28 protein-coding genes and 1 tRNA gene are annotated in these 25,212 nt (G+C 74.2%); 11 read left to right on the forward strand and 18 right to left on the reverse strand.

Annotated elements, in window-relative coordinates:
* The first annotated feature begins 179 nt into the window (after positions 1 to 179).
* Together ACW9J6_RS08460 and ACW9J6_RS08465 are read left to right on the forward strand one after the other, a co-directional pair.
* Positions 180 to 998 (forward strand): hypothetical protein, encoded by an 819-nt coding sequence (locus ACW9J6_RS08460; RefSeq protein ID WP_457116016.1) that lies wholly within the window; start codon positions 180 to 182, stop codon positions 996 to 998.
* 60 nt (positions 999 to 1,058) lie between these two features.
* Entirely contained in the window at positions 1,059 to 1,955 is an 897-nt protein-coding gene (locus tag ACW9J6_RS08465; protein ID WP_457116017.1) for a bifunctional helix-turn-helix transcriptional regulator/GNAT family N-acetyltransferase, read from the forward strand.
* A 174-nt stretch (positions 1,956 to 2,129) separates the two neighbouring features.
* Here the strand turns inward: ACW9J6_RS08465 and ACW9J6_RS08470 are convergent, their stop codons facing one another.
* From ACW9J6_RS08470 to ACW9J6_RS08515, 10 genes are all read right to left on the reverse strand, one after another.
* Positions 2,130 to 2,522 (reverse strand): hypothetical protein, encoded by a 393-nt coding sequence (locus ACW9J6_RS08470; protein WP_457116018.1) that lies wholly within the window; start codon positions 2,520 to 2,522, stop codon positions 2,130 to 2,132.
* 66 nt (positions 2,523 to 2,588) lie between these two features.
* On the reverse strand, positions 2,589 to 3,059 hold the full coding sequence (gene ybaK, locus ACW9J6_RS08475; RefSeq protein WP_457116019.1) for a Cys-tRNA(Pro) deacylase: 471 nt from the start codon (positions 3,057 to 3,059) through the stop codon (positions 2,589 to 2,591).
* A gap of 9 nt (positions 3,060 to 3,068) precedes the next feature.
* Positions 3,069 to 3,938 (reverse strand): class A beta-lactamase, encoded by an 870-nt coding sequence (gene bla / locus ACW9J6_RS08480; RefSeq protein ID WP_457116020.1) that lies wholly within the window; start codon positions 3,936 to 3,938, stop codon positions 3,069 to 3,071.
* A gap of 88 nt (positions 3,939 to 4,026) precedes the next feature.
* Positions 4,027 to 5,280 carry a hypothetical protein gene (locus ACW9J6_RS08485; protein WP_457116055.1) on the reverse strand — a complete coding sequence of 418 codons (1,254 nt, stop codon included), beginning with the start codon at positions 5,278 to 5,280 and terminating at the stop codon, positions 4,027 to 4,029.
* 38 nt (positions 5,281 to 5,318) lie between these two features.
* Positions 5,319 to 6,227 carry a tetratricopeptide repeat protein gene (locus ACW9J6_RS08490; RefSeq protein WP_457116021.1) on the reverse strand — a complete coding sequence of 303 codons (909 nt, stop codon included), beginning with the start codon at positions 6,225 to 6,227 and terminating at the stop codon, positions 5,319 to 5,321.
* Positions 6,224 to 7,144 (reverse strand): vWA domain-containing protein, encoded by a 921-nt coding sequence (locus tag ACW9J6_RS08495; protein WP_457116022.1) that lies wholly within the window; start codon positions 7,142 to 7,144, stop codon positions 6,224 to 6,226. The genes ACW9J6_RS08490 and ACW9J6_RS08495 overlap by 4 nt, the downstream gene beginning before the upstream one ends.
* Positions 7,141 to 8,127, reverse strand: coding sequence for a VWA domain-containing protein (locus tag ACW9J6_RS08500; RefSeq protein WP_457116023.1), 987 nt, complete (start codon positions 8,125 to 8,127; stop codon positions 7,141 to 7,143). The genes ACW9J6_RS08495 and ACW9J6_RS08500 overlap by 4 nt, the downstream gene beginning before the upstream one ends.
* Positions 8,128 to 8,129: 2 nt before the next feature.
* Positions 8,130 to 8,606, reverse strand: a complete 477-nt coding sequence (locus ACW9J6_RS08505; protein WP_457116024.1) for a DUF4381 family protein — start codon at positions 8,604 to 8,606, stop codon at positions 8,130 to 8,132.
* On the reverse strand, positions 8,593 to 9,444 hold the full coding sequence (locus tag ACW9J6_RS08510) for a DUF58 domain-containing protein (protein ID WP_457116056.1): 852 nt from the start codon (positions 9,442 to 9,444) through the stop codon (positions 8,593 to 8,595). Before ACW9J6_RS08510 ends, ACW9J6_RS08505 begins: the two co-directional genes overlap by 14 nt.
* 95 nt (positions 9,445 to 9,539) lie before the next feature.
* Positions 9,540 to 10,547 (reverse strand): AAA family ATPase, encoded by a 1,008-nt coding sequence (locus ACW9J6_RS08515; protein ID WP_457116025.1) that lies wholly within the window; start codon positions 10,545 to 10,547, stop codon positions 9,540 to 9,542.
* Between the two features lie 580 nt (positions 10,548 to 11,127).
* Between ACW9J6_RS08515 and ACW9J6_RS08520 the strand changes: the two genes are divergently transcribed.
* The 3 genes from ACW9J6_RS08520 (at position 11,128) to ACW9J6_RS08530 (ending at position 13,315) form a co-directional block, all read left to right on the forward strand.
* Entirely contained in the window at positions 11,128 to 12,588 is a 1,461-nt protein-coding gene (locus tag ACW9J6_RS08520; RefSeq protein WP_457116026.1) for a methyl-accepting chemotaxis protein, read from the forward strand.
* A 191-nt stretch (positions 12,589 to 12,779) separates the two neighbouring features.
* Positions 12,780 to 13,025, forward strand: coding sequence for a type II toxin-antitoxin system ParD family antitoxin (locus ACW9J6_RS08525; protein ID WP_457116027.1), 246 nt, complete (start codon positions 12,780 to 12,782; stop codon positions 13,023 to 13,025).
* On the forward strand, positions 13,025 to 13,315 hold the full coding sequence (locus ACW9J6_RS08530) for a type II toxin-antitoxin system RelE/ParE family toxin (RefSeq protein ID WP_457116028.1): 291 nt from the start codon (positions 13,025 to 13,027) through the stop codon (positions 13,313 to 13,315). The genes ACW9J6_RS08525 and ACW9J6_RS08530 overlap by 1 nt, the downstream gene beginning before the upstream one ends.
* A 220-nt stretch (positions 13,316 to 13,535) precedes the next feature.
* Here the strand turns inward: ACW9J6_RS08530 and ACW9J6_RS08535 are convergent.
* Both ACW9J6_RS08535 and ACW9J6_RS08540 read right to left on the reverse strand, forming a co-directional pair.
* Positions 13,536 to 13,612: transfer RNA gene (locus tag ACW9J6_RS08535), tRNA-Arg, on the reverse strand.
* Positions 13,613 to 13,741: 129 nt separating this feature from the next.
* Positions 13,742 to 15,175: an NAD-dependent succinate-semialdehyde dehydrogenase gene (locus tag ACW9J6_RS08540; protein ID WP_457116057.1), complete on the reverse strand. Its 1,434-nt coding sequence runs from the start codon at positions 15,173 to 15,175 to the stop codon at positions 13,742 to 13,744.
* Positions 15,176 to 15,321: 146 nt separating this feature from the next.
* Here ACW9J6_RS08540 and ACW9J6_RS08545 point away from each other — a divergent pair, with 146 nt between their 5' ends.
* On the forward strand, positions 15,322 to 15,774 hold the full coding sequence (locus ACW9J6_RS08545) for a hypothetical protein (RefSeq protein WP_457116029.1): 453 nt from the start codon (positions 15,322 to 15,324) through the stop codon (positions 15,772 to 15,774).
* Positions 15,775 to 15,903: 129 nt separating this feature from the next.
* Positions 15,904 to 16,365 carry a hypothetical protein gene (locus ACW9J6_RS08550; RefSeq protein WP_457116030.1) on the forward strand — a complete coding sequence of 154 codons (462 nt, stop codon included), beginning with the start codon at positions 15,904 to 15,906 and terminating at the stop codon, positions 16,363 to 16,365.
* Here ACW9J6_RS08550 and ACW9J6_RS08555 read toward each other — a convergent pair.
* A complete protein-coding gene (locus ACW9J6_RS08555; protein WP_457116031.1) occupies positions 16,346 to 17,278 on the reverse strand; it encodes a 50S ribosomal protein L11 methyltransferase in 933 nt (310 codons plus the stop codon). The two genes, ACW9J6_RS08550 and ACW9J6_RS08555, sit on opposite strands and share 20 nt — an antisense overlap.
* 127 nt (positions 17,279 to 17,405) lie before the next feature.
* Between ACW9J6_RS08555 and ACW9J6_RS08560 the strand changes: the two genes are divergently transcribed.
* Both ACW9J6_RS08560 and modA read left to right on the forward strand, forming a co-directional pair.
* Complete coding sequence (locus ACW9J6_RS08560; RefSeq protein WP_457116032.1) at positions 17,406 to 17,636, forward strand: hypothetical protein; 231 nt, start codon at positions 17,406 to 17,408, stop codon at positions 17,634 to 17,636.
* A 67-nt stretch (positions 17,637 to 17,703) separates the two neighbouring features.
* Positions 17,704 to 18,492 (forward strand): molybdate ABC transporter substrate-binding protein, encoded by a 789-nt coding sequence (modA, locus tag ACW9J6_RS08565; protein WP_457116033.1) that lies wholly within the window; start codon positions 17,704 to 17,706, stop codon positions 18,490 to 18,492.
* 7 nt (positions 18,493 to 18,499) lie between these two features.
* On the opposite strand, the gene ACW9J6_RS08570 is transcribed toward modA, so the two are convergent.
* The gene (locus ACW9J6_RS08570) at positions 18,500 to 19,516 is read right to left on the reverse strand and encodes a gamma carbonic anhydrase family protein (RefSeq protein WP_457116058.1); all 1,017 of its coding nucleotides are present in this window, start codon (positions 19,514 to 19,516) and stop codon (positions 18,500 to 18,502) included.
* A gap of 90 nt (positions 19,517 to 19,606) precedes the next feature.
* Between ACW9J6_RS08570 and ACW9J6_RS08575 the strand changes: the two genes are divergently transcribed.
* Both ACW9J6_RS08575 and ACW9J6_RS08580 read left to right on the forward strand, forming a co-directional pair.
* Entirely contained in the window at positions 19,607 to 20,062 is a 456-nt protein-coding gene (locus tag ACW9J6_RS08575) for a molybdenum cofactor biosynthesis protein MoaE (RefSeq protein WP_457116034.1), read from the forward strand.
* Positions 20,063 to 20,102: 40 nt separating this feature from the next.
* Positions 20,103 to 21,182 (forward strand): AI-2E family transporter, encoded by a 1,080-nt coding sequence (locus ACW9J6_RS08580; protein WP_457116035.1) that lies wholly within the window; start codon positions 20,103 to 20,105, stop codon positions 21,180 to 21,182.
* 164 nt (positions 21,183 to 21,346) lie between these two features.
* On the opposite strand, the gene ACW9J6_RS08585 is transcribed toward ACW9J6_RS08580, so the two are convergent.
* The 4 genes from ACW9J6_RS08585 to mltA all read right to left on the reverse strand — a co-directional run bounded on the left by ACW9J6_RS08585 (position 21,347) and on the right by mltA (position 25,198).
* Positions 21,347 to 21,628, reverse strand: a complete 282-nt coding sequence (locus ACW9J6_RS08585; RefSeq protein ID WP_457116036.1) for a hypothetical protein — start codon at positions 21,626 to 21,628, stop codon at positions 21,347 to 21,349.
* A 160-nt stretch (positions 21,629 to 21,788) separates the two neighbouring features.
* Complete coding sequence (gene rho / locus ACW9J6_RS08590) at positions 21,789 to 23,096, reverse strand: transcription termination factor Rho (RefSeq protein WP_457116037.1); 1,308 nt, start codon at positions 23,094 to 23,096, stop codon at positions 21,789 to 21,791.
* A gap of 330 nt (positions 23,097 to 23,426) precedes the next feature.
* Complete coding sequence (locus ACW9J6_RS08595; RefSeq protein ID WP_457116038.1) at positions 23,427 to 23,987, reverse strand: Smr/MutS family protein; 561 nt, start codon at positions 23,985 to 23,987, stop codon at positions 23,427 to 23,429.
* Complete coding sequence (gene mltA, locus ACW9J6_RS08600) at positions 23,984 to 25,198, reverse strand: murein transglycosylase A (RefSeq protein WP_457116039.1); 1,215 nt, start codon at positions 25,196 to 25,198, stop codon at positions 23,984 to 23,986. Before mltA ends, ACW9J6_RS08595 begins: the two co-directional genes overlap by 4 nt.
* Between the last annotated feature and the right edge of the window lie 14 nt (positions 25,199 to 25,212).

Here is a 25,212-nt window from a genome sequence, read left to right on the forward strand (position 1 = left end):
ATCTCGTCCTCGCGTCGACGCCGTCATCCCATCCTGTCGAGGTGAAGATGCTGTAAATGATGCACCGGCCGACGTTCGACGGCATCGAATGGCGGGACATCTCGTTTATGGCTCGTTAACAGCGCCAGATTACCTTTGGAGAGGCACCGCGAAGCCCTGCGGGAGCAGGCGAGGGAATCATGAAGAGATCGCTGCGAGGCATAGGGTGGCGGCTCGCGCTCGCCAGTGCCGCTGGGCTCGTCCTCCCGACGGCCTCCGCGCTGGCCGCCCCCCTCGCGCTGCCGCTGCCGCCACCGCTTCCTGCCCTGCGCGTCATGACCCTCCTGACCGGTCTCCACCTGCTGGGGCTCTGCCTCGGTTTCGGCGGCGCCGCGATGACGGATTTCTGGATCCTCCGCTGGATGCGCTGGGGCGGCATGCCGCGCGAGATCGAGCGGATGGTACGGTTCTTCGCCAAGGCGGTGACGGTGGGGCTCGCGCTGCTGTGGCTCTCGGGGCTCGGCTTCCTCGCCGTCTACACCATCGAGGCGCCGGAGAAGCTCGCCAACCCGAAGATCTGGGCCAAGGTGACGGTGGTGGTGGTGCTCACCCTGAACGGTCTCCTGATCCACGCGCTGGTGCTGCCCAAGGTGCTGCGCGACGTGCGCCGCCCGATCCTCGACGGGCTCGCGCCGGGCGTCGCGGCGGCCTTCCTCCTCTCCGGAGCGGTGTCGGGCGCCTCCTGGATGTTCGCCTTCGCGCTCGGCATCCTGCGCGAGTTCAACGGCGTCGTGGCGGCGCCCCTGCTCCTCGGAGCGTGGGTCGCGGCCATCGCGGCGGCCTGCTGCAGCACCACGATCCTGTGGTGGCGCTGGCGCCGCACCGGGATCCTGCGCCGCGCCGCCATCCTGCCGCCCCTGGAGACGGACCGGCCCTTCGTGGGGATCCGCCGCCTCCTCTGGGGCAGCGAGCGCGAGGCCGAGGGGGCTCCCGAGCAGGATCGCGGTGCCGTCGTTTAAGGCAGGGCGGGCCGAACTTTGCCGTTGACGCGCCGCATTCTCTGACTTTAGTCAGAGATCATGAGCCCCGACGCCATCGCCCGGTTCCGCCGCTTCAGCCGTGCCGTCACGGCGGAGGTCGGCGCCCTCGACACTTCGTTCCTCGGCCGCGGCCGGCCCCTCGGGGCGGCCCGGGTGCTCAACGCGATCGGCCACGGTCACGCGGAGGTGGCGGAGCTGCGGTCTTACCTGCGGCTCGATTCCGGACTGGCGAGCCGGCTGCTGCGGGGGCTGGAGGAGGAGGGGCTCGTCGTCACCGAGCCGCATCCCGAGGATGCGCGGCGGCGGGTCGCGCGCCTCACCGAGGCGGGAAGGCGGGAGTTCGAGGCCTACGAGGCGCTGTCGGACGCCCAGGCCTCCGCCATCCTCGGGCGCTACCGGGATCCGGGCCCCCTCCTCGCCGCCATGGACCTGATCGCCTCCGCGCTCGGCCAGGACCGCATCCGGCTGGAGGAGAGGGACCCGCGCGACGAGGCGGCGCGCGCCTGCCTGGCGGCCTATTACGCGGAGCTGGGTCGCCGCTTCGCGCGGGGGTTCGACGTCTCGCTCTCGCGCGACCCGGAGGCCGCGGACATGATTCGCCCGCGCGGCGTCTTCCTCGTCGCGCTGTCGGACGGGCTGCCGCTGGGCTGCGTCGGGCTCAAGGGCCAGGGTGGCGAGGCGGGAGAGATCAAGCGGCTCTGGGTGTCGCCGGAGGCGCGCGGCCTCGGCCTCGCCCGCCGCCTGATGGAGGAGGCCGAGGCGGCCGCCCGCGCCCTCGGCATGCGAGTGCTGCGCCTCGACACCAACAGCGCGCTGCCGGAGGCGGTGCAGCTCTACCGCCGCACGGGCTGGGTCGAGATCCCGCGGTTCAACGACGATCCCTACCCGGACCTGTTCTTCGAGAAGGTGCTGGAGGAGGGCCGGTGCGACGCGTGACGGGACGACACGGGCCGCCTCCCGCATCACGAAGCAATCCGTCGGACACGAAGGTTTTTTTGACGGAAGAAGCGACCCTGACCCGTCGATCCAGGAGGCCGCTGGCGCGGCATGCGCCCGGAACAGAGGGGGATGCGCACACACGAACCGTCCGGCCGCACGGGGCGCCACCCCTCACGGGCAGACGCGCAGCCGCCGCCCGTAGGGGTCGTCGATGCCGGGTGGGGGCGTGAGGCCGTAGTAGCTCGGCTTGCCGAGCCCGAAGGAGGAGCCGACGTAGCTCGGGTCGAGGGGAGAGTTGGTCGGGACCACGCCACCGGGCGCGCAGGTCACGACCGGAACCGGGGCCGGTTCCCGGCGCACCACCGCGTCGTCGCCGCGCGGGAAGTAGCGCAGGACGGTGGGAGCGCCGTAGGCCGGTCCGAGGAGGTCGGCGGCGGCGGCGGATTCGGACAGGGCGGCGAGGGCCAGGAGGGCGAGGAGAGGCCGCCGGATGGGCCGCGCGAGGTCGGTCGCCGGGCTGCCGGTCAGTCCCGGATCCCGCACCGGATGCCGCTTCGTCCCCATCGCCTGATCTCTCGGCACCGCTCCCCGCCACCCTGCGCCCGGATGGTTAACGGATCGCCGCGCGCCTCACGTGACGGAGGCGACCGCGGCGCTCGTCGCCGCGACGAGGTCCGCCGGGGCGATCTGCACCTGCAGGCCCCGCTGGCCGCCATTCACGAAGACCTGCGGGTGGACCAGGGCCTCCGCCTCGACGAGAATCGGCACGGCCCGCTTCTGGCCCAGCGGCGAGATCCCGCCCACGTGGTAGCCGGTCAGGCGTTCGGCCTCGGCGGGCTTCATCATCGCCGCCCCCTTGCCGCCGAAGGCCGCAGCGAGCTTCTTCAGGGAGACCTCGCGGTCGGAGGGCACCAGCACGCAGACCGGCTTGCCGTCGACCTGCGCCATCAGCGTCTTGAGCACCCGGTCGGGCGCGACGCCCAGCGCCTCGGCGGCCTGGAGCCCGATCCGCGGCGCGTCCGGGTCGTACGCGTAGGCGTGGACGCTGTGGGGCACCGCCGCCTTCGCGAGGGCCAGGGTGGCGCGGGTGGTCTTCGACATGGGGAAGGGTCAGGCGAAGGTCTGGGCGATGAGGCGCCCGACCTCGGCATGCACCCCGTCGCGGGACGCCGCCGGGCCGGACGATTGCGTGAGATACACCGCCGCAACGAGCGGCGCAGCCCGGGGCGGGTGCAGGAGCGCCACCACGTTGGCGGTGCCGTTCTCCCCCGTCCCGGTCTTGTCGCCGACCTGCCAGCCCTCGGGTAGACCGGCGCGCAGACGCTTGGCGCCGGTCGGGCTCCGCGTCATCCAGCCGAGGAGGCGGGCGCGGCTCTCCGCCGAGAGGACCGGCCCCAGCAGCACCCGCTCCAGCAGGGCGGTGATCGCCGCCGGGCTCGTCGTGTCGCGCGGATCGCCGGGGATCGCGGTGTTGAGGGTCGGCTCGGTGCGGTCGAGGCGGGTGACGTCGTCGCCCTGCGCGCGGGCGAAGGCGGTGACGCCCGGCGGCCCTCCGAGCCCCTTGAGCATCAGGTTCGCGGCGGTGTTGTCGCTCCAGGTTACCGCCGCGGCGCAGGCCTCCTCGAGGGTCATCGCGCCCGCCGCGAGGTGCTTGCGGGCCTCCGGCGCGTAGTCGAGGACGTCCTCCGGGGTGAGGGCGAGGCGGTCGTCCAGGCGCGCCGTCCCGGCATCGACCCGGGCCAGGATCGCGGCGGTCGCCACCGCCTTGAAGGTGCTGCAGAGGGGGAAGCGCTCGTCCGCCCGGTAGGAGAGGGTGCGGCCGGTGCCGGTGTCGCGGACGCTGACGCCGAGCCGCCCGCCATCGTGCCGCTCCAGGGCGGCGAGCCGGGCGAGGGCGTCGCCGGGGCGCTCGGCCGCCCGCAGCGCCTGCGGGACGAGGAGGCCGCCGATCAGGGCGGCGCGGCGGGTGAGGGACGGCATGGCGGCGCTCCGATCCTGGTGGCGACGGCCGCTTCTGCCGCCGAACCTTGGCCATTCCAGGCAGGCTCCGTGACCGAACCGGGGCGGATCAGCGCGGTCCGTCGAGGGCCGTGAGCGGGTCCGCGGGCGCGCCCGGCCGCGGCACCGGCCGGCTCGCCGCGAGGGCGCGCCGCAGGGAGCGCAGGTCCGGCGGCGGCGCGCCGTCCGGCCCGAACAGCGCCCGGTCGAGGGAAGCGAGGCTGTCCGCGATCCCGGGATCCCGCCGCCACTGCGCGAGAAGGGCCGGATCGGCGCGGTCGAGCACCAGCCGGAAGGCCGCGAGGTCGCCGCGCCGCGCGGGCGCGCGCAGGGCACGCAGGAGCGCGGCCCGCGGGTCCGGCGGGCGGCCGGAGAGCAGGACGAGGCCGAGCCCGAAAGCGGCGAGCCCTGCCAGCAGCGCCGTCCAGGGTGAGCGGGAGGGCGGGCGGTCGGCCTCGTCGGGTTCGGACCGCGCCCGGGCGCCGACGATCCGGGCCGGGATCTCGGCCTCCCGCATCCGGCGCGCGACCGTGTCGAACCAGGGCACGCGGATGGCCTCCAGGGTCACCGGCTCGGCCACGCCGGGCCGCACGTCCCACTGGTAGGTGGCGCGGCTCACCGGCCCGTCCGGGGTGATCGCGGTCTCCCGCGCGGTCGGCCCGGCGAAGGTGAGCACGCCCCGGGTGCGCAGGATGGGCCGGGGCGGCAGGCCGTCGGCGGTGATGCCTTTCGCCTCGACGATCACCGTCCGCCGGGCGGATTCGCCGACCCGCAGGGTCTCGGGCTCCGGGTTCCAGACATCCGTGACGGTGACCGCGGTCGCGGGCAGCCACCAGGGCTCCGGGGCGTCCGGCCCGCCTTCGCCGGACCAGGCCTGCACGGTGACGGGGACGGGAGCGGAGGGCACGTCCACGACCCGCCGCCCCCCGCCATCCACGACGGTCAGGCGGTGGACGAAGGGGTCGATGGTGAAGGTCCCGGCGTGCTGGGGAAACACCGCCACGACGCGCTCGAAGCCGCGGGCCTCCTGGCCGTCGATGCTGGCCTTGAACCAGCGGTCGCGGCCGAGCTGGGTCCAGCTGAAGTTCTGGAGCGGAGGCTGGCGCAGGTCCTCCAGGGTGATCTGGGCGCGGTAGAGGCCCCGGATTCGCAGGAGGACCATCTCGCGCGGGTAGGGCGCGGCGCTGCCGGCGGTCTCCGGGATCACCGTCAGGGTGAGGTCGCCGGGATCGAGCGCACGGGCCGGGCCCGCGAGGAGGAGGGCGGCGAGAAGGACCGCAACCGCGGCGCCGACCGCTGTCTCCCCGCAGGGGCGCGAGCGCAGCCCCCGGATCGCCGGCGCGCCCCACCTCGCCCAGGCGTTCACCACGGGTTGCTCCCCGGCTGCACGGCGGTTCCGGCCTCCTGGCGGCGGAGGTGCTCCGCCTCGATCCGCCGCTTCAGGAACCGGCCCGGATCGTCCGTGAGCGTGGTGAGCCAGTGCCGGTCGGCGCGGATCTCCTTGGCCTCGAAACTCTTCGAGATGCGGCGGACCTCGCGCTCGTAGACCTGCGAGGCGGCCGCGATCCCGCCGCCGCTGCGCCCCCCGCCCTCCGCGTCGCTCGCCGAGCCGCGGGCCTGCCCGCGGCCCGGATCGACCGAGCGCTGCTCGGCCTTGCCGCTCCGGGAGGCCTTGGAACTGCCCGGCACGTCGGTGGAGGCCGAGGCCTCGCGGTTGCCGGCGAGGCCCTCGCCGCGGGAGGCGTTGCCCGGATCGTCCGCGTCGCTGTGGGCGCGGGCGTCGTAGCGGGTGGTCTGGTCGGCGCGGGCATCGGCGGCGCCCGCCACCTGCTGGCCGAGCGTGACGTGCTCGTCGAGGAGCCGCGCGACGAGGTCGCGATTGGCGCGCGCATCCTCGTTGCCGGGATCGCGGGCGAGGAGATCCTCGTAGTCGCGCAGCGCCCCGTCGAGATCCCCCGCGAGGGCGAGCGCGTTGCCGCGGTTGTAGGCCGCCGCGCGGCCCCGGGCCTCGCCGAAGGCCGCGGCGGCCTCCTGGTAGCGGCCCGCCGCGTAGAGGGCCGTGCCCCGCCAGCCGGGATCGTCCGCCACGCGCGCCGCCAGACCGGGCAGGCCGGCGCCGAGGAGGAGCCGCCCGATCGCCGGCGGCGGCAGGGCGAGGAGGGCGAGCCCGGCGAGCGACGCGGCGAGCCCGAGGACCCGTCCGCCGCGGCCGAGCGAGGGGAGGCGGCGCGGCGCGCGCCGCGCGGGGAGCGCCAGGGAGGAGGCGGTCACGCGCGTCTCCGGAACAGCAGCAGGGCGGGCGGGAGCGCGGCGAGGAGGAGCCAGCGCCCGAGATCCTCCCAGGCCAGCACCGCGAGGCCGCCCGCCGCGAGGTGCCGGGCCGTGGTCTCGCCGACCGAAGCCAGGACGGAAGCCGGGGCGTCGACGGTGGCCGCCACGCCCCCGCCCGCCGCCGCGAGCCGGTCGAGGGCGGCGCGGTCGGGCGGCGGCGCCTCCGGAGGCAGGGCCGGGGTCGGCACGAACAGCGTGTGCAGGCGGTGGCCGTCGCCCGTGAGGCCCGCGGCCTCGCGCCGTGCCGCCGCGTCCACGCCCCCGCCGTCGGACAGGAGCACCACGTCCGCCGCGACGGCGCCCATCCCCGAGAGGGTGCGGCGGGCGAGCGCCAGCCCCCGCGCCGGGTTGCTGCCCCGCTCGGGCACGGTGGCGCCGTCGAGGGCGAACAGGACCGTGCCGAGCGCGTCCCGGTCGGTGGTGGGGGTCGCCGCCACGTAGGCGTCGCCCGCGTAGACCACCAGGGCGACCTGGCGGGAGCCGGCCGCCTCGGCGAGGCTCTGGGCGACGCCCCGCGCCGCGTCGAGCCGCCCGCCCTCCGCGACGGACCGCGACAGGTCCATCACCAGGATCGTGGCGTCGAGGTTGCGGAACCCCGCGGCGTCGCCGCTCTGGACCGCCGGCCCCGTGAGGGCGAGGGCGAGGACCGCCCCGATCGCCAGGAGCGCCCCCTGGACGCGCCGTCGCCCCGGCAGCACGGCGCCGCGGGCCGCGAGGCCGGCCAGGAGATGCGGCTCGATCGCCCGCGCCCAGTCCCCGAGCGGGGCGGCCCGCAGGGCCACCCGCCAGCCGAGCAGGACGAGGAGCGGCAGGGCGAGGAGCCACCAGGGGCGCAGGAGGGTGACGGCCTCGCTCACGCGCTGCGCCTCGCCAGCAGCAGCCCGAGGGCGGTCAGGAGGGCGACGCCCCCGGGCCAGGGCCAGAGGTCGCGGCGTAGGGGCACCGGCGGCGCCTTGGCCCGCCCGCCCTCGATCGCGTCGATGGACTGCGCCACCGCCGCGAGGTCGTCGGTGGTGCGCACCCGGAAGAAGCGCCCGCCGCTCGTGGCCGAGACGTCCTTCAGCGCCTCGGTGTCGACCACGTCCGGGTCGTCGCCCGCATCCGAGAGGTCGCGCGGGCCGAGCGCGATGGTGTGGACCCGGATGCCGAGGTCGCGGGCGAGCCCCGCCACGTCGTGGGGCGTGGTCTGCCCGGCATTGTTGGCGCCGTCCGAGAGCAGGATCACCACCTTCTCCCGCGCCGTGGTGGCGGCGAGGCGCTTGAGGGCGAGGCCGAGCCCGTCGCCGATCCCGGTCGAGCGCCCGACGAGGCCGATCTGCGCCTCCTCCAGCGCCCGGGCCACCGAGGCGGTGTCGAAGGTGAGGCCCGCCGCCACGTCGGCCTGGTCGGCGAAGATCACGAGGCCGATGCGGTCGCCGGCGCGGCGGCGGATGAAATCGGCCCCGACCTGCTTGACCGCGGCGAGCCGCGAGATGTTGCGGCCGTCGAGGGAGAAGTCGATCCGCTCCATGCTGCCCGAGAGGTCGAGGGTGAGCATGATCTCGCGGCCCGAGGCCGGCAGGGCGGCGGCCGGCAGGACGAGGCGCGGCCCGGCCAGGGCCGCCACGAGACAGGCCCAGAGGAGCCAGGCGAGGAGCGCGACGCGCCGCGCCCGGGCGCGCAGGTCCTCGGCCCGGCCGATCCGCGCGACGATCGAGGCCGGGACGAGGAGCGCGCCGGCGCCGCCCGCCCGCTCGGCGGGCAGGAGCCGGGCGGCCAGCAGCGGTAGCGGCAGGAGCAGCAGGGCGAGGGGGGCCGCGAGGTCGAAGCCGCCGGGCCAGAGGGAGGCGAGGGCCGGCATGGTCAGGTCCGCAGCCGGCCGAGGAGCCGCGCCAGCCCGGCGTCGATCGCGTCGAGGTCGGGGGCGGCTCGGCCGTAGAGGTCGCGGGTGAGGGCGCGGCCCGGCCCCGCCGTGAAGAAATCCGTGCGCAGCAGGCGGTCGAGGGCGCGCGCGCGGCTCTCCGGGCCCGGCTCCGGCCTGTCCTGGCCGAGGGTGCGGGCGAGACGCGCCGCGAGGCGGGCCTGGGCCAGGAGCCGGCCCGGCGGATCGAGCGTCCGGGAGGCTGCCAGGTCGGCGAGCGCGGCCCGCCGGACCGAGGGCCGCCGCCGCCGCAGCCAGGCCCGCAGGGCGAGCCCGAGCGCCGCGAGCGCGAGGCCGGCCGCGACCGCCGCCAGCACGTCGAGGCGCAGCCCGCCGGGATCCGGCGGCGGGTGGAGGCCGCGCAGGTCGGCGAGCGCCGCGCGCATCTCCGGGGTCAGGACGCCCTCACAGCACGGCATCGAGCCGCTCCATCAGGGGCGCGAAGGAATCCGGCCCGCCCTCGGCGTCGAGCCGCACGCCCTCCAGGCCCGCATGGGCGTAATGGGCGAGGCGATCGTCCGGCGGCGGAGCCCAGCGGCCGGCCCGTCCGGTGCCGCGGCGGCCCTCCTGCGTGGCGAAGGGGTAGAGCCCCGGCGGCGGCGCCCGCTCGAAGGCGTCGCTCACCAGGATCAGGCTGAGCGAGACCCGCTCGGCGAGGGCCGTCACGGCCGCCTCGAAGCCCTCGCCCGGGGCGTCCAGGCTGCTCGCGACCACGAGGTGGCCGCCGGCCGGCAGCAGGGCGCGGGCGCGGGCGAGCGCGGGCAGCAGAGGCGGGTCGGCGCGGGCGGGCTCGGCGAGGGCCCGCGCGTGGGCCCGGGAGAGGGCGCCCGCCAGCGCCCCCATGGCGCGCCCGCCGCCGGTGGGACGCAGGGCCACCGCCTCCGGGTCGGTCGCCGCGACGACGAGGCCGATGCGGCCGCCATCCTCGACGATGCGCCAGCCGAGCAGCGCCAGCGCCTCGGCGGCGGCGACCGAGCGCAGGGCGCGGCGGGTGCCGAACAGCATGGAGGGGCGGAAATCCGCGAGCAGCACCACCGCGCGGTCGCGCTCCTCGTGGTGGGTGCGGGTGTGGATGAGGCCCGTGCGGGCCGTGGCGTTGCGGTCGATGTGGCGGACGTCGTCGCCCTCCGCGTAGGGGCGCACGTCGTCGGGCTCGGAGCCCCGGCCGCGGCGCCGGGTGACGATGCCGCCGGGCAGCCCCACGAGGCTGCGGGTCGCGCGCCCGGTGCCGCGCCGGGCGAGGTGGCGCAGGCCCATCAGCGCCCCCGCGTCGAGGGCGAGGCCCGGCGCCGCGAGCGGGTCGCCGCCCGCGGCCGGGGCGGTGGAGCGGGGGGTCGGCACCGCGCGCCCGCTCAGAGGGGCCGCACCCTGTCGAGCAGGGCGGCGACGAGGGCGCGGGCGGTCTGCCCCTCGGCGGCGGCCCGCCACGTCAGGGCGAGGCGGTGGGAGAGCGCGTCGGCGGCGAGCGCCGCCACGTCCTCCGGCACCACGTGGTCGCGCCCGTGCAGGTAGGCGCGCGCCTTGCCGGCGACCATCAGGGCGAGCGTGCCGCGGGGGGAGACCGGGTGCTCGATGGCCGCGCGCAGGTCCGGCGCCACCGCCTCGCTGCGGGTCGCCGCGACGAGGCGCACGAGGTAGTCCTTCAGGGCCGGCGCGACGTAGGTCCCGAGGGCCGCGGCGCGGGCGGCCCGCAGGTCCTCGGCCGTGAGGCGCAGAGGCATCGGCGCGGCCTCGGCGCGCATCTCGCCCTCCACGAGGTCGAGGATACGCCGCTCGGCGGCCTCGTCGGGCATCTCGACGACCACGTGCAGCAGGAACCGGTCGAGCTGCGCCTCGGGCAGCGGGTAGGTGCCGGCGTGCTCGATCGGGTTCTGGGTCGCCACCACCATGAAGGGGTCGGGCAGGGGATGGGTCGTGCCCGCCACCGTGACCTGGTGCTCGGCCATCGCTTCCAGCAGGGCGGACTGCACCTTGGGCGGGGCGCGGTTGATCTCGTCGACGAGGACCAGCGAGTGGAAGAGCGGGCCGGCCAGGAACTCGAACCGCCCGCCATCCGGCCGCCAGACCGTGGTGCCGGTGAGGTCGGCGGGCATCAGGTCGGGGGTGCATTGCACGCGGGCGAAGCCGGTGTGGAGCCCGTCCGCGAGGCGCTTGACCGCCCGGGTCTTGGCGAGGCCCGGCGCGCCCTCGATCAGCAGGTGGCCGCCGGTGAGGAGTCCGATCAGCAGCCGCTCCACCAGGCCGGCACAGCCGATCAGCCCGTCCTCCAGCCCGTCCCGCAGGGTGAGCACCCGGCGCAGGGTCTCGTCGGGCACCGCCGCGGCCGGTCCCGCGGGCGCGGTGAGATCCGCGCTCCTCATCGCGCCCCGCACCCGTGCGGCGCCGCCGTCATCCCGCACCTTGCCATCCGGCCGTCTCCCCGCGGCGGACCTCGTCCGGGCCCGCTCCGGCGCAGATTGAGGACGAAGGCGCGGCCGGGCGTCAATCCCGACGGCAGTCCAACGCGGCGGCCCCGCCGACACGTCTTCGCGAGACGACGGCCCCGATTCCGACGGCCGATCCGCGCCGCCTGTCGAGGATGAGGCCGCCGTCGCGCAGTGCCGGAGTCAGTGTCCCTCGCAAAACTCCCAATCGCCGTCGTCGTTCGCCGTGGCGCCTCCAGCGCGGTGGGAGTTGTGCGAGTTGTACTCAGTCGGACCCTGTCCAACCGGACTAAGCCTCGACACCACAAGCCCCCGCGGATTACGGCTGAATTGCCGAAACATCCCGTTAAGGAAGTTCCCCTAGGGTCAATACAGACGCCGCGGTAGTGATCGCGCGGCCGCATCCCTCCGCTCCGACGAGACACACTCCGCTGGGTGCCTGCGGCCGGCTGCCCGCGGGCCACTTCCCCGACTGCCGCTCGGCCGCGTCGCGCGCGGCCCGTGCAAGGACCTCTCCATGTTCCGTCCGAAAGCCTACGACACCGCCAAAGCTCGCCTCGACGCCCTCGACCGGTCGCTGGCCAGCATCGAGTTCAGCCCGGACGGCACGATCCTCGGCGCAAATGCGAATTTCCTGTCGGTCGTGGGCTACGGGCTCGACGAGATCAAGGGCAAGCACCACCGGATCTTCTGCGAGGCGGCCTACGCGGCCAGCGCGGACTACACGGCCTTCTGGAAGCGGCTGCGCTCGGGCGACTTCGTCTCGGGCGAATTCCCGCGGCTCAACAAGGCCGGGCAGCGCGTCTGGCTGGAGGCGAGCTACAACCCGGTCCTCGGCCCGGACGGCACGGTGGAGCGGATCCTGAAGGTCGGGACCGACATCACGGCCAAGAAGAACGAGATCAGCCGCCTGATGACCATGATCGACGACATGCCGGTCGCGGTCATGACGGCCGACCCCAAGAACGAGTTCCGGATCAACTACCTCAACCAGACCTCCCGGCGGACGCTGGGCGCGATCGAGCAGTACCTGCCGGTGAAGATCTCCGAGCTGCACGGCGCGTCGATCGACGTGTTCCACAAGAACCCGCAGCACCAGCGCGAGATGCTGAAGGACGCGCGGCACCTGCCGCACCGGACCAAGATCCGGCTGGGCCCGGAGACGCTGGAACTGCGCGTCTCGGCGATCCACGGCGCGGACGGGACCTACGAGGGGCCGATGCTGACGTGGTCGATCGTGACCGCGCAGGCCCGGATGGCGGACGACGTCTCGCGGGTGGTGGGCGCGTTGAGCGAGGCGGTGGAGCAGATGCAGGCCTCGGCGGAGGGGCTGGGCCGCTCGGCGCAGGATGCCCGGCACCGCGCCACCTCGGTGGCGGGGGCCTCCGAGCAGATGAACGACTCGATCCGGGAGATCTCGGGCCAGGTCAGCCGGGTCTCGGAGCGGGCGCAGCAGATCGCGACCCAGGCCGAGGCGACCGACGCGACGGTGCGCCAGCTCGCCGAGAACGCCCGCAAGGTCGACGCGGTGGTGGGGATGATCAAGTCGATCGCCAGCCAGACGAACCTGCTGGCCTTGAACGCGACGATCGAGGCGGCGCGGGCGGGCGCGGCGGGGCGGGGCTTCGCCGTGGTGGCGAGCGAGGTGAAGGAACTCGCCGGCCAGACCGCGCGGGCGACCGACGACATCACCCGCCAGATCGCCGACATCCAGTCCTCGACGGGCCAGGCGGTGGACGCCATCGAGACCATCGCGACGGCGGTGGCGGAGCTCTCGAAGCTGACCCTGTCGATGGCGAGCGCGGTGGAGGAGCAGTCGGCCGCGACCTCGGAGATGTCGGGCAACATCGCCGGCGTCTCGACCGCCGCGACGGAGACGGGGGATCTCGCCGAGGCGGTGCGGGCGATCGCCGGGGATCTGGCCGGGCACTCGTCGCAGCTCGGGGGGAGCGTGGAGCAGTTCTTGAAGGCGGGGTGAGGGGGGGAGCGGGCGCCCGAACGGGGCCGCCCGGATCAAAGGCTTGGCGCGGCCGCCCACCGAGGGGTACCGGCGGGGGCTGCCACTCGTTCAGACATCCGGCCCGCGCCAATGGGCTGCTCTGCCGGCCTCTCCGCAAGCGGTTGGAGCCGTACCAAATTTTGGTATACGGTGCCCGCGGGAGGTCGGCCATGGCCCGGAACACATCGATCTCGCTCGGAGACCACTTCACGCAGTTCATCGCCCGTCAGGTTGAGGGCGGCCGCTACGGCTCTGCCAGCGACGTCGTGCGCGCCGGTCTCCGCCTTCTTGAAGAGCGCGAAGCCAAGCTCGAGGCACTGCGATCGGCCTTGGCCGAGGGCGAAGCCAGCGGTGACTTTCAGGACTTCGACCGGGACGCCTTTCTCGTGTCGATGCGCCTCTCTGCCGAGCGTTAGTGCGCGTCCGCCTTTCCGCCGCGGCTCGCCGCGACCTCGCCGGAATATGGACCTACTCGGCCAAACGCTGGGATGATGCTCAGGCCGACCGCTACGTGCGACTGTTGTCCGATAGCTTCGACGGCCTCGCCCGCGGCATCCTCAAGGGCCGAAGTGCAGAGGGAATCCGCCCCGGCTACTTCAAGCTCGCCGTTGAGTCTCACCTTGTCTTCTATCGCATAGGTTCCGCGGGAATGATCGAGGTCGTGCGAATCCTGCACCAGCGTATGGATCTCGACAGACATATCTGAAGGGAATTCTGCGGCCGCACAATTATTGGACAGCTTATTCCGCCTGAGTTAAACATTCAGACGGGTCGGTTCTGGTCTGGAGCCTATCGGTGAACGTTTTGGTTGTGGGTCGGACGAAATTTCCTGTGCCTGCTATCACGCAGTAGGAATACTGGGTTCTAAACCGCAACTTGGTCCCATCACCAAGGGCCTGACGCCAAACTGGGGCGATGGAATAAAATGGCGCGCCCGAAAGGATTCGAACCTCTGACCCCCAGATTCGTAGTCTGGTGCTCTATCCAGCTGAGCTACGGGCGCCTGACCGCGAGGCAGCGGCCTCCGTCGGTGGCGGTGATCTAGAGGGTCCGGGCCGGCTTGGCAACCCTCAAAATCACCGAACCGTCACGCAAGGCGGCCGGCCCCCGGAGGACCGGCCGCCCCCACGCCTCAGTACGACGCCTGCGTCACGAAGCGGGTGTTGAGGTAGCCCTCGATCGCCTCGGAGCCGCCCTCGCTGCCGTAGCCCGAATCCTTCACGCCGCCGAAGGGCGTCTCGGGCAGCGCGATGCCGTGATGGTTGATCGACAGCATGCCGCTCTCGACCCGGTTCGCGAGCTTCGTCGCCGTCTCGGCCGAGGCCGTGTAGGCGTAGGCCGCGAGCCCGTAGGGCAGGCGGTTGGCCTCCGCGAAGGCCTCCTCGTCGTCCGTGAAGCGCTGGATCGCCGCGATCGGCCCGAAGGGCTCCTCGTTCATGATCCGGGCGTCGAGCGGCACGTCGGTGAACACCGTCGGCTCGAAGAAGTGGCCCTGGTTGCCGATCCGCTTGCCGCCGGTGCGCAGACCCGCGCCCTTCGCCTCGGCATCGGCCACGAAGGCCTCCATGGCCTCGATGCGCCGGCCATGGGCCAGCGGGCCCATGGTCACGCCGGGCTCCAGGCCGTTGCCGACTTGGATGCCCTTCGCGTAGCCCACGAACCCGTCCACGAAGCGGTCGAAGACCGAGTCGTGCACCAGGAACCGGGTCGGCGCCACGCAGACCTGGCCGGCGTTGCGGAACTTGTTGGCGCCCAGCACCTTCACGGCCTTGTCGAGGTCCGCGTCGCGGAAGACGATCGCCGGGGCGTGCCCGCCGAGCTCCATCGTGGCCCGCTTCATGTGCCGGCCCGCCAGAGCCGCCAGCTCCTTGCCCACCGCCGTCGAGCCCGTGAAGGACATCTTCCGGATCACCGGGTGCGGGATCAGGTAGGAGGAGATCGTCCCCGGGTCGCCGTAGACGAGCCCGACCACGTCGCCCGGCACGCCCGCGTCGAGGAGCGCGCGGACTAGTTCCGCGCAGCTCGCCGGCGTGTCCTCCGGCCCTTTGAGGATCACCGAGCAGCCGGTGCAGAGGGCCGCCGCCACCTTGCGCACCGCCTGGTTGATCGGGAAGTTCCAGGGCGTGAAGGCCGCCACCGGGCCCACCGGCTCGCGCAGCACGATCTGCATCACGCCCTCGGCCCGGGGCGGGATCACCCGGCCGTAGGCGCGCCGGCCCTCCTCGGCGAACCAGTCCATGGTGTCGGCGCCGCCGAGCGTCTCCATGCGGGCCTCGGCCAGCGGCTTGCCCTGCTCCAGGGTCATGATCCGGGCGATCTCGTCCACCCGGGCGCGCAGCAGGTCGGCGGCCTTGCGCAGCACCTTGCTGCGCTCGAAGGCCGAGACCTTGCGCCAGGCGGAGAAGCCGCGCTCGGCGGCTTCGAGCGCCGCGTCGAGATCCGCGCGGGTCGCGACAGCCAGCTGCGCCAGCGTCTCGCCGGTGGCCGGGTTCAGGATCGGGAGCGTCTGGCCGGCGGCGCCGCGGCGCCACTCACCGGCGATGTGCAGGTGGACATCGGGGAACATCGTGCGGCTCATCCTCGTCTCGCGGGGCGGACATCGCATCTAGCGCATCCGCGGGCCGGCGCCCATGCGCGTCGCCCAGCCTTGCGGCGCTGCGCCCGGCGCGTCATCGTTCGGGACCGGCTTCGGCCTGGGCGGAGATCGCCGTCATGACCCGGATCCTCGGATGCGTCGCCTGGGCGCTCATCCTCGCGGCTCACCCCGTCGCGGCCTCGGCCCGGGGCGGCCTTCGCGGCGACCCGCAATCGGAGTGGCGGTTTAACGGCGACACGGTCGACGTCTCGGACAGCCACGGCGGCTCCGTGGCGCAGTACGACGCGATGTGGGCGGAGATCGCCCGGAAGGGAACCAAGGTCCGGGTGGTCGGCCCCTGCCAGTCGGCCTGCACGACGCTGCTCGGCCACGTTCCCCGGCAGGCCCTCTGCGTGACGCCGGAGGCGACCTTCGGCTTCCACCGCGCGCGCCGGCCGAGCGGCACGGCGACGATGTGGAACGGCTACCCGTCCGATATTCGGAAGTGGATCGCCGACCGGGGCGGCCTGACCGAGGACTTCAAGTGGATGACGGCGCCGGACACCTACCGATTCTTTCGGAAATGCTGAGGGCCGCCGGTTCAGCCTCAACAATACGGCCGACATCAACACCGAGAGCGGCGCCCGATTGCAACGCGGTCGGGCGCTGCTCTAGTCTGCCGGGCGTCGGATCCCGCACGCCTCCCGGAGGTCTCTCCGTTGCGCCTTCGCCCGCTCCTCTGCGCCACCCTGCTCGCCGGCGGCATCGGCGCCGCCTCGGCTCAGCCCGCCGCTCCGCCCGCGCCGCCCCCGCCCGCGCCCCCGCCGCAGGACTTCCCGGACCTCGCGCCGACGCCCTTCAACCGGGTGGTGCCCGCCAACGAGGCGCGGATGATCGGCTTCTTCACCTCGCTGTTCCCGGATTGCTCGGTGCAGGGGCCGGTGGTGGCGCGGCTCGTCACCAAGCCGGAGCACGGCACCGTGTCGCTGACGCAGGGCCCGTCTTTCCCGCGCTACTCGGCCGGCTCCCCGCTCGCCGCCTGCAACAGCCGCAAGGTCGACGGGCTCAAGCTGGTCTTCGAGGCGGCGGAGGGCTACGAGGGCCTCGACCGCTTCCGCGTCTTCCTGATCTACCCGGACGGGACCGCCACCAACCTCGACGTCAAGGTGTCGATCCGCTGAGGCGCCGCGGGGCCGCCCCGCCGCGGCGCAGCTCCAGGGTGGCCCAGCCCTCGATCATCCGGCGGCGGCTCAGGGTGAAGCCCTGCGCCGCGTAGGCCGAGAGCACGCCCGGCACGTCGCGGGCGATCAGCCCCGACAGGACGAGCAGGCCCCCCGGCGCCACCACCCGGGCCAGCGAGGGCGCGAGGCGCCGCAGCGGCCGCGCCAGGATGTTGGCGAAGACGAGGTCGAAGCGGCGCACCCGGTCCGCCCGCGCGTGGCGCACCCCCGGGCCCTCGTAGAGGGTGAGCCAGGGCGAGAGGCCGTTGAGGCGCGCGTTGCTGCGGGCCGTCGCCACCGCCTCGGGATCGAGGTCGCCGGCGATCACCCGCGTCCGCAGCAGCCGGCCCGCCGCCAGCGCCAGGATGCCGGTGCCGGTGCCGACGTCGAGGATCCGCTGCGGCCGGCCCCGCTTCATCGCCCCGACGAGGGCGAGGAGGCAGCCGAGCGTGGTGCCGTGATGGCCGGTGCCGAAGGCGAGCGCCGCCTCGATCTCGATCGCGGCATCGTTCGGGCGCACCCGCAAGCGGTCGTGCGCCCCGTGCACCAGCACGCGGCCCGCCCGGACAGGTTTCAACCCCTCCAGGGAGGCGCGCACCCAGTCCTGCTGGTCGATGGCCGTGAATTCCGCCCGGTCGGCCGCCTCGCCGACCAGCGGGCGGATCAGCTCGCGCACCGCCTCCGCATCCGGCTCCTCGGAGAAATAGGCTTCGAGGCGCCACGTCACCCCGTCCTCGGCCTCGAAGGCCGCGACCGCGGTCTCGGTCGGGTCGAAGACCTCGCCGAGGAGGTCGGTCATGGCGCGGGCGCCGCGCTCGGTCGTGTCGAGCCGCAGCACGTGGGTCGGGCGGTGGGGCGGGAGGCCTTCGAGCATGCCTGGCCTCTACCACCTGGGTCACCGCCCCGTCACGTCCCTCCGGCAGAAGCTGTCGGAACCGGAGCGGGTGCTCCGCGTTCTTGCCGGCGCCGGTCGCAGAAGCCGGGCCCAGAAAGTCATGGCGATGCGTGTTCGAGTTCGTGTTCCCCTGGCCTCCCCCAAGGTGGCGTCGTCGTCCCTGCCGCCCCGCCGCGCGCCGCGCCGGCTGCGGACCGCGCCCCATCCCCTCATCGCCGACGAGACCGCCCTTCCGGGCCACCTGCTGGTGCTGCTGAGCCGCCTGCACCGGGCCGAGATCGTAGCGGCGGAGGCCGCTGCGGGCGAGGCGCAGGAGGCCGGGAGCCGCGCATCCTGAGGCCGGGGCGCGTTGGCCTCGGCCCCAGCCGGCCCTAACCTTAGGGCAAGCGGTGGAGGACCGGATCATGCGGTGGACGCGGCGCGACGTTGTCGTGGGGCTCGCAGCGGCCGGCCTCGCGTCGCCGGCATGGGCCGCGGACGGTCCCGTTCTGGTCTTCGCCGCGGCGAGCCTGAAGAACGCCCTCGACGCGGCGATCGCGGGCTGGTCGCGGCGCACCGGGCTCGCGGCGCGCGCCTCCTACGCGGCCTCGAACACCCTCGCCAAGCAGGTCGAGGCGGGGGCGCCCGCCGACCTGTTCGTCTCGGCCGACCGCGACTGGATGGACTACCTCGCGGGGCGCAACCTGATCCGGCCCGAGACCCGGATCGACCTCCTCGGCAACCGCCTCGTGCTCGTCGCCCCGAAGAGGTCCGACGTGGCGGTGACGTTGGGGCCCGGGCTCGACCTGCGTCCCGCCCTCGGCGACGGGCGCCTCGCCATGGGCATGCTCGCGGCGGTGCCGGCCGGGAAGTACGGCCAGGCGGCGCTCCAGCACCTCGGGGCCTGGGAGGGCGTGAAGGACCGCGTCGCCCAGGCCGAGAGCGTGCGCGCCGCCCTGCTCCTGGTCTCGCGGGGCGAGGCGCCCCTCGGCATCGTCTACGCCACCGACGCGGTGGCGGAACCGGGCGTGCGCGTAGTGGCGACCTTCCCGCCCGAGTCGCACCCGCCGATCGTCTACCCGCTCGCCCAGGTCGCCGCCTCGCGCCACCCGGACGCCGCCTCCCTCCTCGCCTTCCTGAGCGGGCCCGAGGCGAGGGACGCCTTCACGCAGCAGGGCTTCACGGTGCTGGCCTCCCCGGCCGGGCGCTCGTGAGGACGGCTCAGCCCGGCAGCGCGGCCTGCGCCTTGCGGTAGACGCGCCCATAGCCCGCATATTGCCGGACGATGGCCTGCATCATCGCGCGGCGCTCCGCGTCCAGGGGCGCGAGGCGCCGCGCCGGACGGCCGCCCCAGAGCCAGCCCGGGTCCAGCACCTGGCCGGGCTCGGTGACGGCGCCCGCCGCCACCAGCACGTCCTCGCCGACCTCGGTGCCCGGGGCGAGCCGCGCCCCGATCCCCACGAGGCTGCGCGGGCCGATGCGGCCATCCGCCGCCACGACGTTGTGCGCGAGCGTGGTCTCGGCCCCGATCTCCAGCCCGCTCCCGCGCGTCGTCAGGACAGCGTTGTCCTGCACGTTGGCGTTCGGCCCGATCGTGATCGGCCCGCCCTCCGCGACGAGGTCGCAGCCGAAGAACACGCTGGCGCCGGGCGCGAGCGCGACCGGCCCGACGAGCCGGGCGGTGCGGGCGACGAACACCGCCGGGTCCGGGTCGCCCGGGGCGGCCGCCGCCTCCGGGGCGGGCGGCGCCGTTCGGATCCGCGCCGCGCGGGCGGCCGCCTCGCCCGGCGCCAGCGGCCGGACCGGGACGGCCGGGGAGCCCGCGCAGAGGAAGCCCGCGGGCAGCGTCGAGCGCGGATAGACCGTGCTCCCGGCCTCGAGCACCACGCCGTCCTCGACGAGCGATCCGTCGAGAATGACGCACTCCGCCTCGACGACCGCGTCGTCGCCCACCGTGCAGGCGTGCACGACGGCGTCGCGCCCCACCGTGACCCGGTCGCCGAGGATGCACGGATACTTGTCCTGGGCGATGTGGAGCGTGGCCCGGGGGCCGAGCCAGAGGTCGTCCCCGGCGATGACGTCGTGACCGTCGCCGCGGATCACGCTCGCCGCGCCGAGGATCGCCCCGCCGCCGAGGCTCGTGCGGCCGATCACCGTGCTGCGGGGGCCGCATCGCAGCGGCGGGGCGGCGAAGGCCGGCGCGGTGCCGGCATACGGGATGAGGAGGTCGGGCGTCACGGCGGTCTCGGGCAAGCGGGCGGGATTCGCGGTGTCTTACCCGAGGCGCCCGGTTGCGCCAGCCCGGATCGCCTGTGGTAGGGAAGGAGCATGTCGCCACGCCTCAGCATCCAGTCCGAGCCCTTCGACGTCGCGGCCGAGATCGCGGCCCTGTCGGCGGCGGCGGGCGGCCGCGCCGGCGCGGTCGTCACCTTCACGGGCCTGTGCCGGGACGAGGGCGGGCGGCTCGCCGCCCTCGAACTGGAGCATTACCCGGGCATGGCCGAGGCCGAGATGGGCCGCGTCCTCGACGAGGCGGCCGGCCGCTGGCCCCTCGACGCTGCCACGGTGATCCACCGCTACGGCCTGATCCGGCCCGGGGAAGGAATCGTGCTGGTGCTGACCGCGTCCGCCCACCGCTCCGCCGCCTTCGAGGCCGCGAGCTTCCTCATGGATTACCTCAAGACGCGGGCGCCGTTCTGGAAGCGCGAGCACCTCGCCGGCGGGACGGTCGGCGGTTGGGTCGAGGCCACCGACCGCGACGCGGCGGCGGCGGCGCGCTGGTGACGCGCGCGCGGGGGCGCGGCCGGCCGCGGGGAGCATCGCGATGACTCAGGACGGAGTGCGGCCGCGGCTGCTCGCGGGGATCGGCGTCGTGCTGTTCACCGCCGGATTGGCGCTGGCCTGGCAGGCGGCGGACACGCTGCTCCTGATCTTCGCCGCGATCCTCTTCGGGGTGTTCCTGGACGGGCTCGCCCGCGTCCTCGGCCGGGTGCTGCCCCTGGGCCATGGCCTGCGCCTCGCCGTGGTGAGCGTGGTCCTGACCGGCCTCGTTCTCGGCCTCGTGGGCTTCGGCGGCGCCACCCTGGCGAAGCAGACCGACACCCTCGGCCGGACCCTGCGCGACCAGACCGGCACCGTGCGGGACTGGCTCAAGGCCCACGGCATCGACACGAGCGGCCTCGACCTCGGGGCGGCGGGGAGCAAGGAGGGCGGGGAGGCGCCGCGGGAGGGCGGCTCCCGGAGCGGGCTGCCGAACCCGAGCGCGCTCCTGTCGGATGCCGGCCGCATGCTCGGACAGGCATCGCAGATTGCCGTGCGGGTGTTCGGGGCGGTCGGCAACCTCTTCGTCGTGGTGGCGCTCGGCCTGTTCCTGGCCGCGCAGCCGGCGACGTACCGGGACGGGCTCCTGCACTTCGTCCCCCGCCGCCACCGGGACCGCGCCGCCGAGATCGCCGACGCCACGGGGGAGACCCTGCGGCACTGGCTGTTCGGGCAGATCGCGATCATGGGGGCCATCTTCGTCTGCGTGTGGCTCGGCCTGACGCTGCTCGGCCTCGACGGGGCGCTGATCCTCGGCCTGCAGGCGGGCCTGCTCTGCTTCATCCCCACCATCGGGGCGCTGATCGCCGGCCTCGTGATCGTGCTCGCCGGCCTCGCGCAGGGGCCGCAGGGCGCGCTGGAGGGGCTCGGCGTCTACCTCGTGGTGCAGGGGCTGGAGAGCTACGTGCTGACACCCTTCATCCAGAAGCGCGCCCTCGACATCCCGCCCGCCACGATCTTCGCGGGGCAGATCCTGCTCGGCGTGCTGCTCGGGCTGTGGGGCATCGCCCTCGCCCTGCCGCTCATGGCGGTCGGCAAGGTGCTGCTCGACCGCCTCTACGTGCCGGAGATCGAGAGGTCATGAGGGGTCGGGACAATGCTTCGGAGCCGGCTTGACCCCCGCCTGCCTTTTCCGGACGAGAGCAGTATCAGCGGAAGGAGATCCGCAAAAGCGGTGACACGAACCCTCGCGCCAGCTCACACTCCCCGCGAGCCCGTTTCCGCTGAGGCGTCCCACCCGCGATCGGCTCACGCCTCGCCGACGAGCCGCAGCGCCGGCCGCCGTGGGGGCCGCGCGAAGGCCACCTCGCAGCCCTCGGCGCTCTCGCCGACCACGCGGGCGCCGTAGCCGAACTGCGCGGCCACGTCCCGCACCTGGACCAGGGTCTCGGGGGCGACGCGCTGCGTGAAGGCCTCCGCCCCCGCGGCGAGCCGCGCGACGACGAGGCCGATCGTCAGGCCCTCGCCGAACTCGGCCCCGCGCCCCGGAAAGCACAGGTGCACTCCTCCCTCGACCTCGATCCGGCTCATCCGCTCACCGCCCTCGCGAGCGATGTAATCCGGGAGGCGTGAAGAAGTTGCTGATGAGGCGGGCCGTTGCGGCGGTTCAGGACCGCGCAGCCGGCACCCGATAGGACACGATTCCGCGACAGCGGAAAGGCGGCGCCCGGTCCGGACGCCGCCCCTCGGCTCAGGTGTTCATCGAGTCGAAGAAGTCCTGGTTGCTCTTGGTCTGCCGCAGCTTGTCGAGCAGGAACTCGATCGCGTCGGTGACGCCCATCGGGTTGAGGATGCGGCGCAGCACGTAGGTCTTCTTGAGGGTGTCCGGCGGCACCAGCAGCTCCTCCTTGCGGGTGCCGGAGCGGGTGATGTCGATGGCCGGGAAGGTGCGCTTGTCGGCCACCTTGCGGTCCAGGATGATCTCGGAGTTGCCGGTGCCCTTGAACTCCTCGAAGATCACCTCGTCCATGCGCGAGCCGGTGTCGATCAGCGCGGTCGCGATGATGGAGAGCGAGCCGCCCTCCTCGATGTTGCGGGCCGCGCCGAAGAAGCGCTTGGGCCGCTGCAGGGCGTTGGCGTCGACGCCGCCGGTCAGCACCTTGCCGGAGGAGGGCACCACCGTGTTGTAGGCGCGGCCCAGCCGGGTGATCGAGTCGAGCAGGATGACCACGTCGCGACCGTGCTCGACGAGGCGCTTGGCCTTCTCGATCACCATCTCGGCCACCTGCACGTGGCGGGTCGCCGGCTCGTCGAAGGTGGAGGCGATCACCTCCCCCTTCACCGAGCGCTGCATGTCGGTCACCTCCTCGGGCCGCTCGTCGATGAGCAGCACGATCAGGTAGCATTCCGGGTGGTTGAGGGTGATCGACTGGGCGATGTTCTGCATCAGCACCGTCTTGCCGGTGCGCGGCGGCGCCACGATCAGGGCGCGCTGGCCCTTGCCGATCGGCGACACGATGTCGATCACCCGCGGCGAGAAGTCCTTGCGGGTGGGCTCGCTCAGTTCGAGCTTGAAGCGCTGCGTCGGGAACAGCGGCGTCAGGTTGTCGAAATGGACCTTGTGCTTGATCTTGTCCGGGTTCTCGAAGTTGATGGTGTTCACCTTCAGCAGCGCGAAGTAGCGCTCCCCGTCCTTCGGGCCCCGGATCGGCCCCTCGACGGTGTCGCCGGTGCGCAGGCCGAAGCGGCGGATCTGCGTCGGCGAGACGTAGATGTCGTCCGGTCCCGGCAGGTAGTTGGAATCGGACGAGCGCAGGAAGCCGAACCCGTCCTGCAGCACCTCGACGGTGCCGGCCCCGATGATCTCGACCTCCTTGGCAGCAAGCTGCTTCAGGATCGCGAACATCAGTTCCTGCTTGCGCATCGTCGAGGCGTTCTCGACCTCGACTTCTTCCGCGAAAGCGATCAGTTCGGTGGGTGTCTTCGACTTGAGGTCCTGGAGCTTCACCTCCCGCATCGGGGGCGTGAAGGTCTCGGGTGCGATGGTATCTTCGATCATCGGCTATCGGGGTGTGAGAGAAGCGCGGGAGGCGTCATCTCGGGATCGTCTCGGCCGGGCGGCCGGCGAGGGGCGTGGGCCTGGACCGGAGAACCGGCCGTGGATCGTCGCCTCTTGTCCCGGAAGGTCGCGAGGAATGAGCCTTTTGGCTCGCGAGCGACGTGACCTGACTTTTAGGAGGGAGAGCCTTTATGTAGCGGTTCCGAGGGCTGGACTCAAGGCCCCGTCGCGGGAAAAGGGGCGATACCCCCAGGCGGCGGGATCATCCCACACATTCCGGCGCGGATCCGCATTAACATTGGTGGCCCGCCCGGCGAATACGGTGGCTCGTCACGGGGCGCCCCGCCGCCTCAGGCGGACGTAGAGGGCGCCGCTGCCGCCGTGATGCAGGGCCGCCTCCTCGAAGCCGAGGACGAGGGGGCGCAGGTCGGGCAGGCGCAGCCAGTGCGGCACGCTGCGGCGCAGGACGCCCCGCTCGGCGTAGGGGTCGTCGCCGGGCGCGCCCTTGCCGGTGACCACCAGGACCAGCACGTGGCCCGCCCCCCGCGAGCGGTGAAGGAAGGCGACGAGGGCGGCATGCGCCTCGGCCTGCCGCAGGCCGTGGAGGTCGATCACCCCGTCGACGCTGCGCGCGCCCCGCCGCAGGGCGGTGCGCACGCGGCGCTCGATCGGCGCGAGCGGCGGCAGGACCGGCCGGACGGCGCGCGGCGGGGCGGGCGGGAGCGCGGCCGGCTCCCGGGTCGCCGGCACCTCGGGAGGGGAGGGGGCCGGCGGCGGTTCGGGCGGGAGCGCCCGGCCCCCGAGGGGCGTCACCTGCCGGGCGATCTCGGCCCAGAGGCGCCGCTCGTCCGGGGTGAGCCGGCGCTCCCGCGGGCGACGCGGCCCGCTCACCGGTCCGGCCCCGCGGGGTTGGGCAGGAGCACGACGAAGCGGGCGGGATCCCGCAGCAGGCCCGCCACCCGGCCCGCCGCCTCGCCGGTGCCGAGATAGAGGTCGCCCCGGGCCGGGCCGAGGATCGCCGAGCCGGTATCCTGCGCGATCACCAGCCGGGCGAGGGGTGCGGGCGCGCCGTCGGGCCCGGGCAGGCTCCCCTCCAGCCAGAAGGGCAGGCCGTAGCGCCAGAGCGCGGCGTCGACCGCGAGGCTGCGGCCGGGGGTGAGCGGCACGCCGCCGCCCCCGAGCGGCCCGGGGGCGCCCGGGGCCACCTCCTCCAGGCGGAAGAACACGTAGGCGGCGTTGCGGCGGATCAGGCGGCGCGCGATCTCCGGATGGGCGCGCAGGAAGCCCGTCCAGCGCGCGAGGGTGAGCCCCTCCAGCGGCAGGTGGCCCTCGGCGACGAGGAGCTTCGCCACCGCCGTGTAGGGCTGCCCGTTGCGGCCATCATAGGCGAGGCGCACGATCCGCCCTTCGGGCAATCGCACGCGGCCGGAGCCCTGGACCTGGAGCAGCAGCAGGTCGACCGCGTCCCGCAGGTAGAGGAGCGGCCGCGCCCGCCCGCCCAGCGCCCCGTCGTCGATCGCCGCGCGGTCCGGATAGGGGGCGAACCCGTCCGGCAGGAGGCGGGCGGCCCGCAGGGCCGGGTCCAGCCCCGGCCGGGTCTCGCCCGGCGCGAAGGAGACGAGGTCGTCGGGCCGCGCCAGGGCCGGCACGGGGAAATCGGGCGTCGGCACCGGCGAGCCCGCGACCTCGGGTTCGAAGTAGCCGGTGAGGAAGCCCGCCCGCCGCTCGGCCGGGTCGTCCCGGCCCGGCCGGGTCACCCGGTAGGCGGAGAAGTGCGCCTGGAAGAAGGTGCGGGCCTCGCCCGGATCGGCCGGGGCGGCCGCGCAGGCGGCGGCGAGGTCCCGGGCCAGATCGGGCCTGACCTCGCGGACCGGCCCGCCCTCGGGGAGATGCCCGTCCACCGCCAGGGTCGCCGCCTTCGCGCAGGAGGCCCGGAAGGCGGCGAGCGCGGCCCCGAGATCGTCCGCCGCGAAGCCCGGCCGGTCGGCGAGCGCCACCGGCTCCAGCACGGCCTCCCCGACGCGCAGCGGCTCGGCCGAGGCCGGCCGGGCGGCCGCGGCGATCAGCGCCAGGGCGCGGAGGAGGCGGGATCCCGGCGGCATGCCCGCAGGTCGCG

Source organism: Methylobacterium sp. JK268 (genome assembly GCF_054052225.1).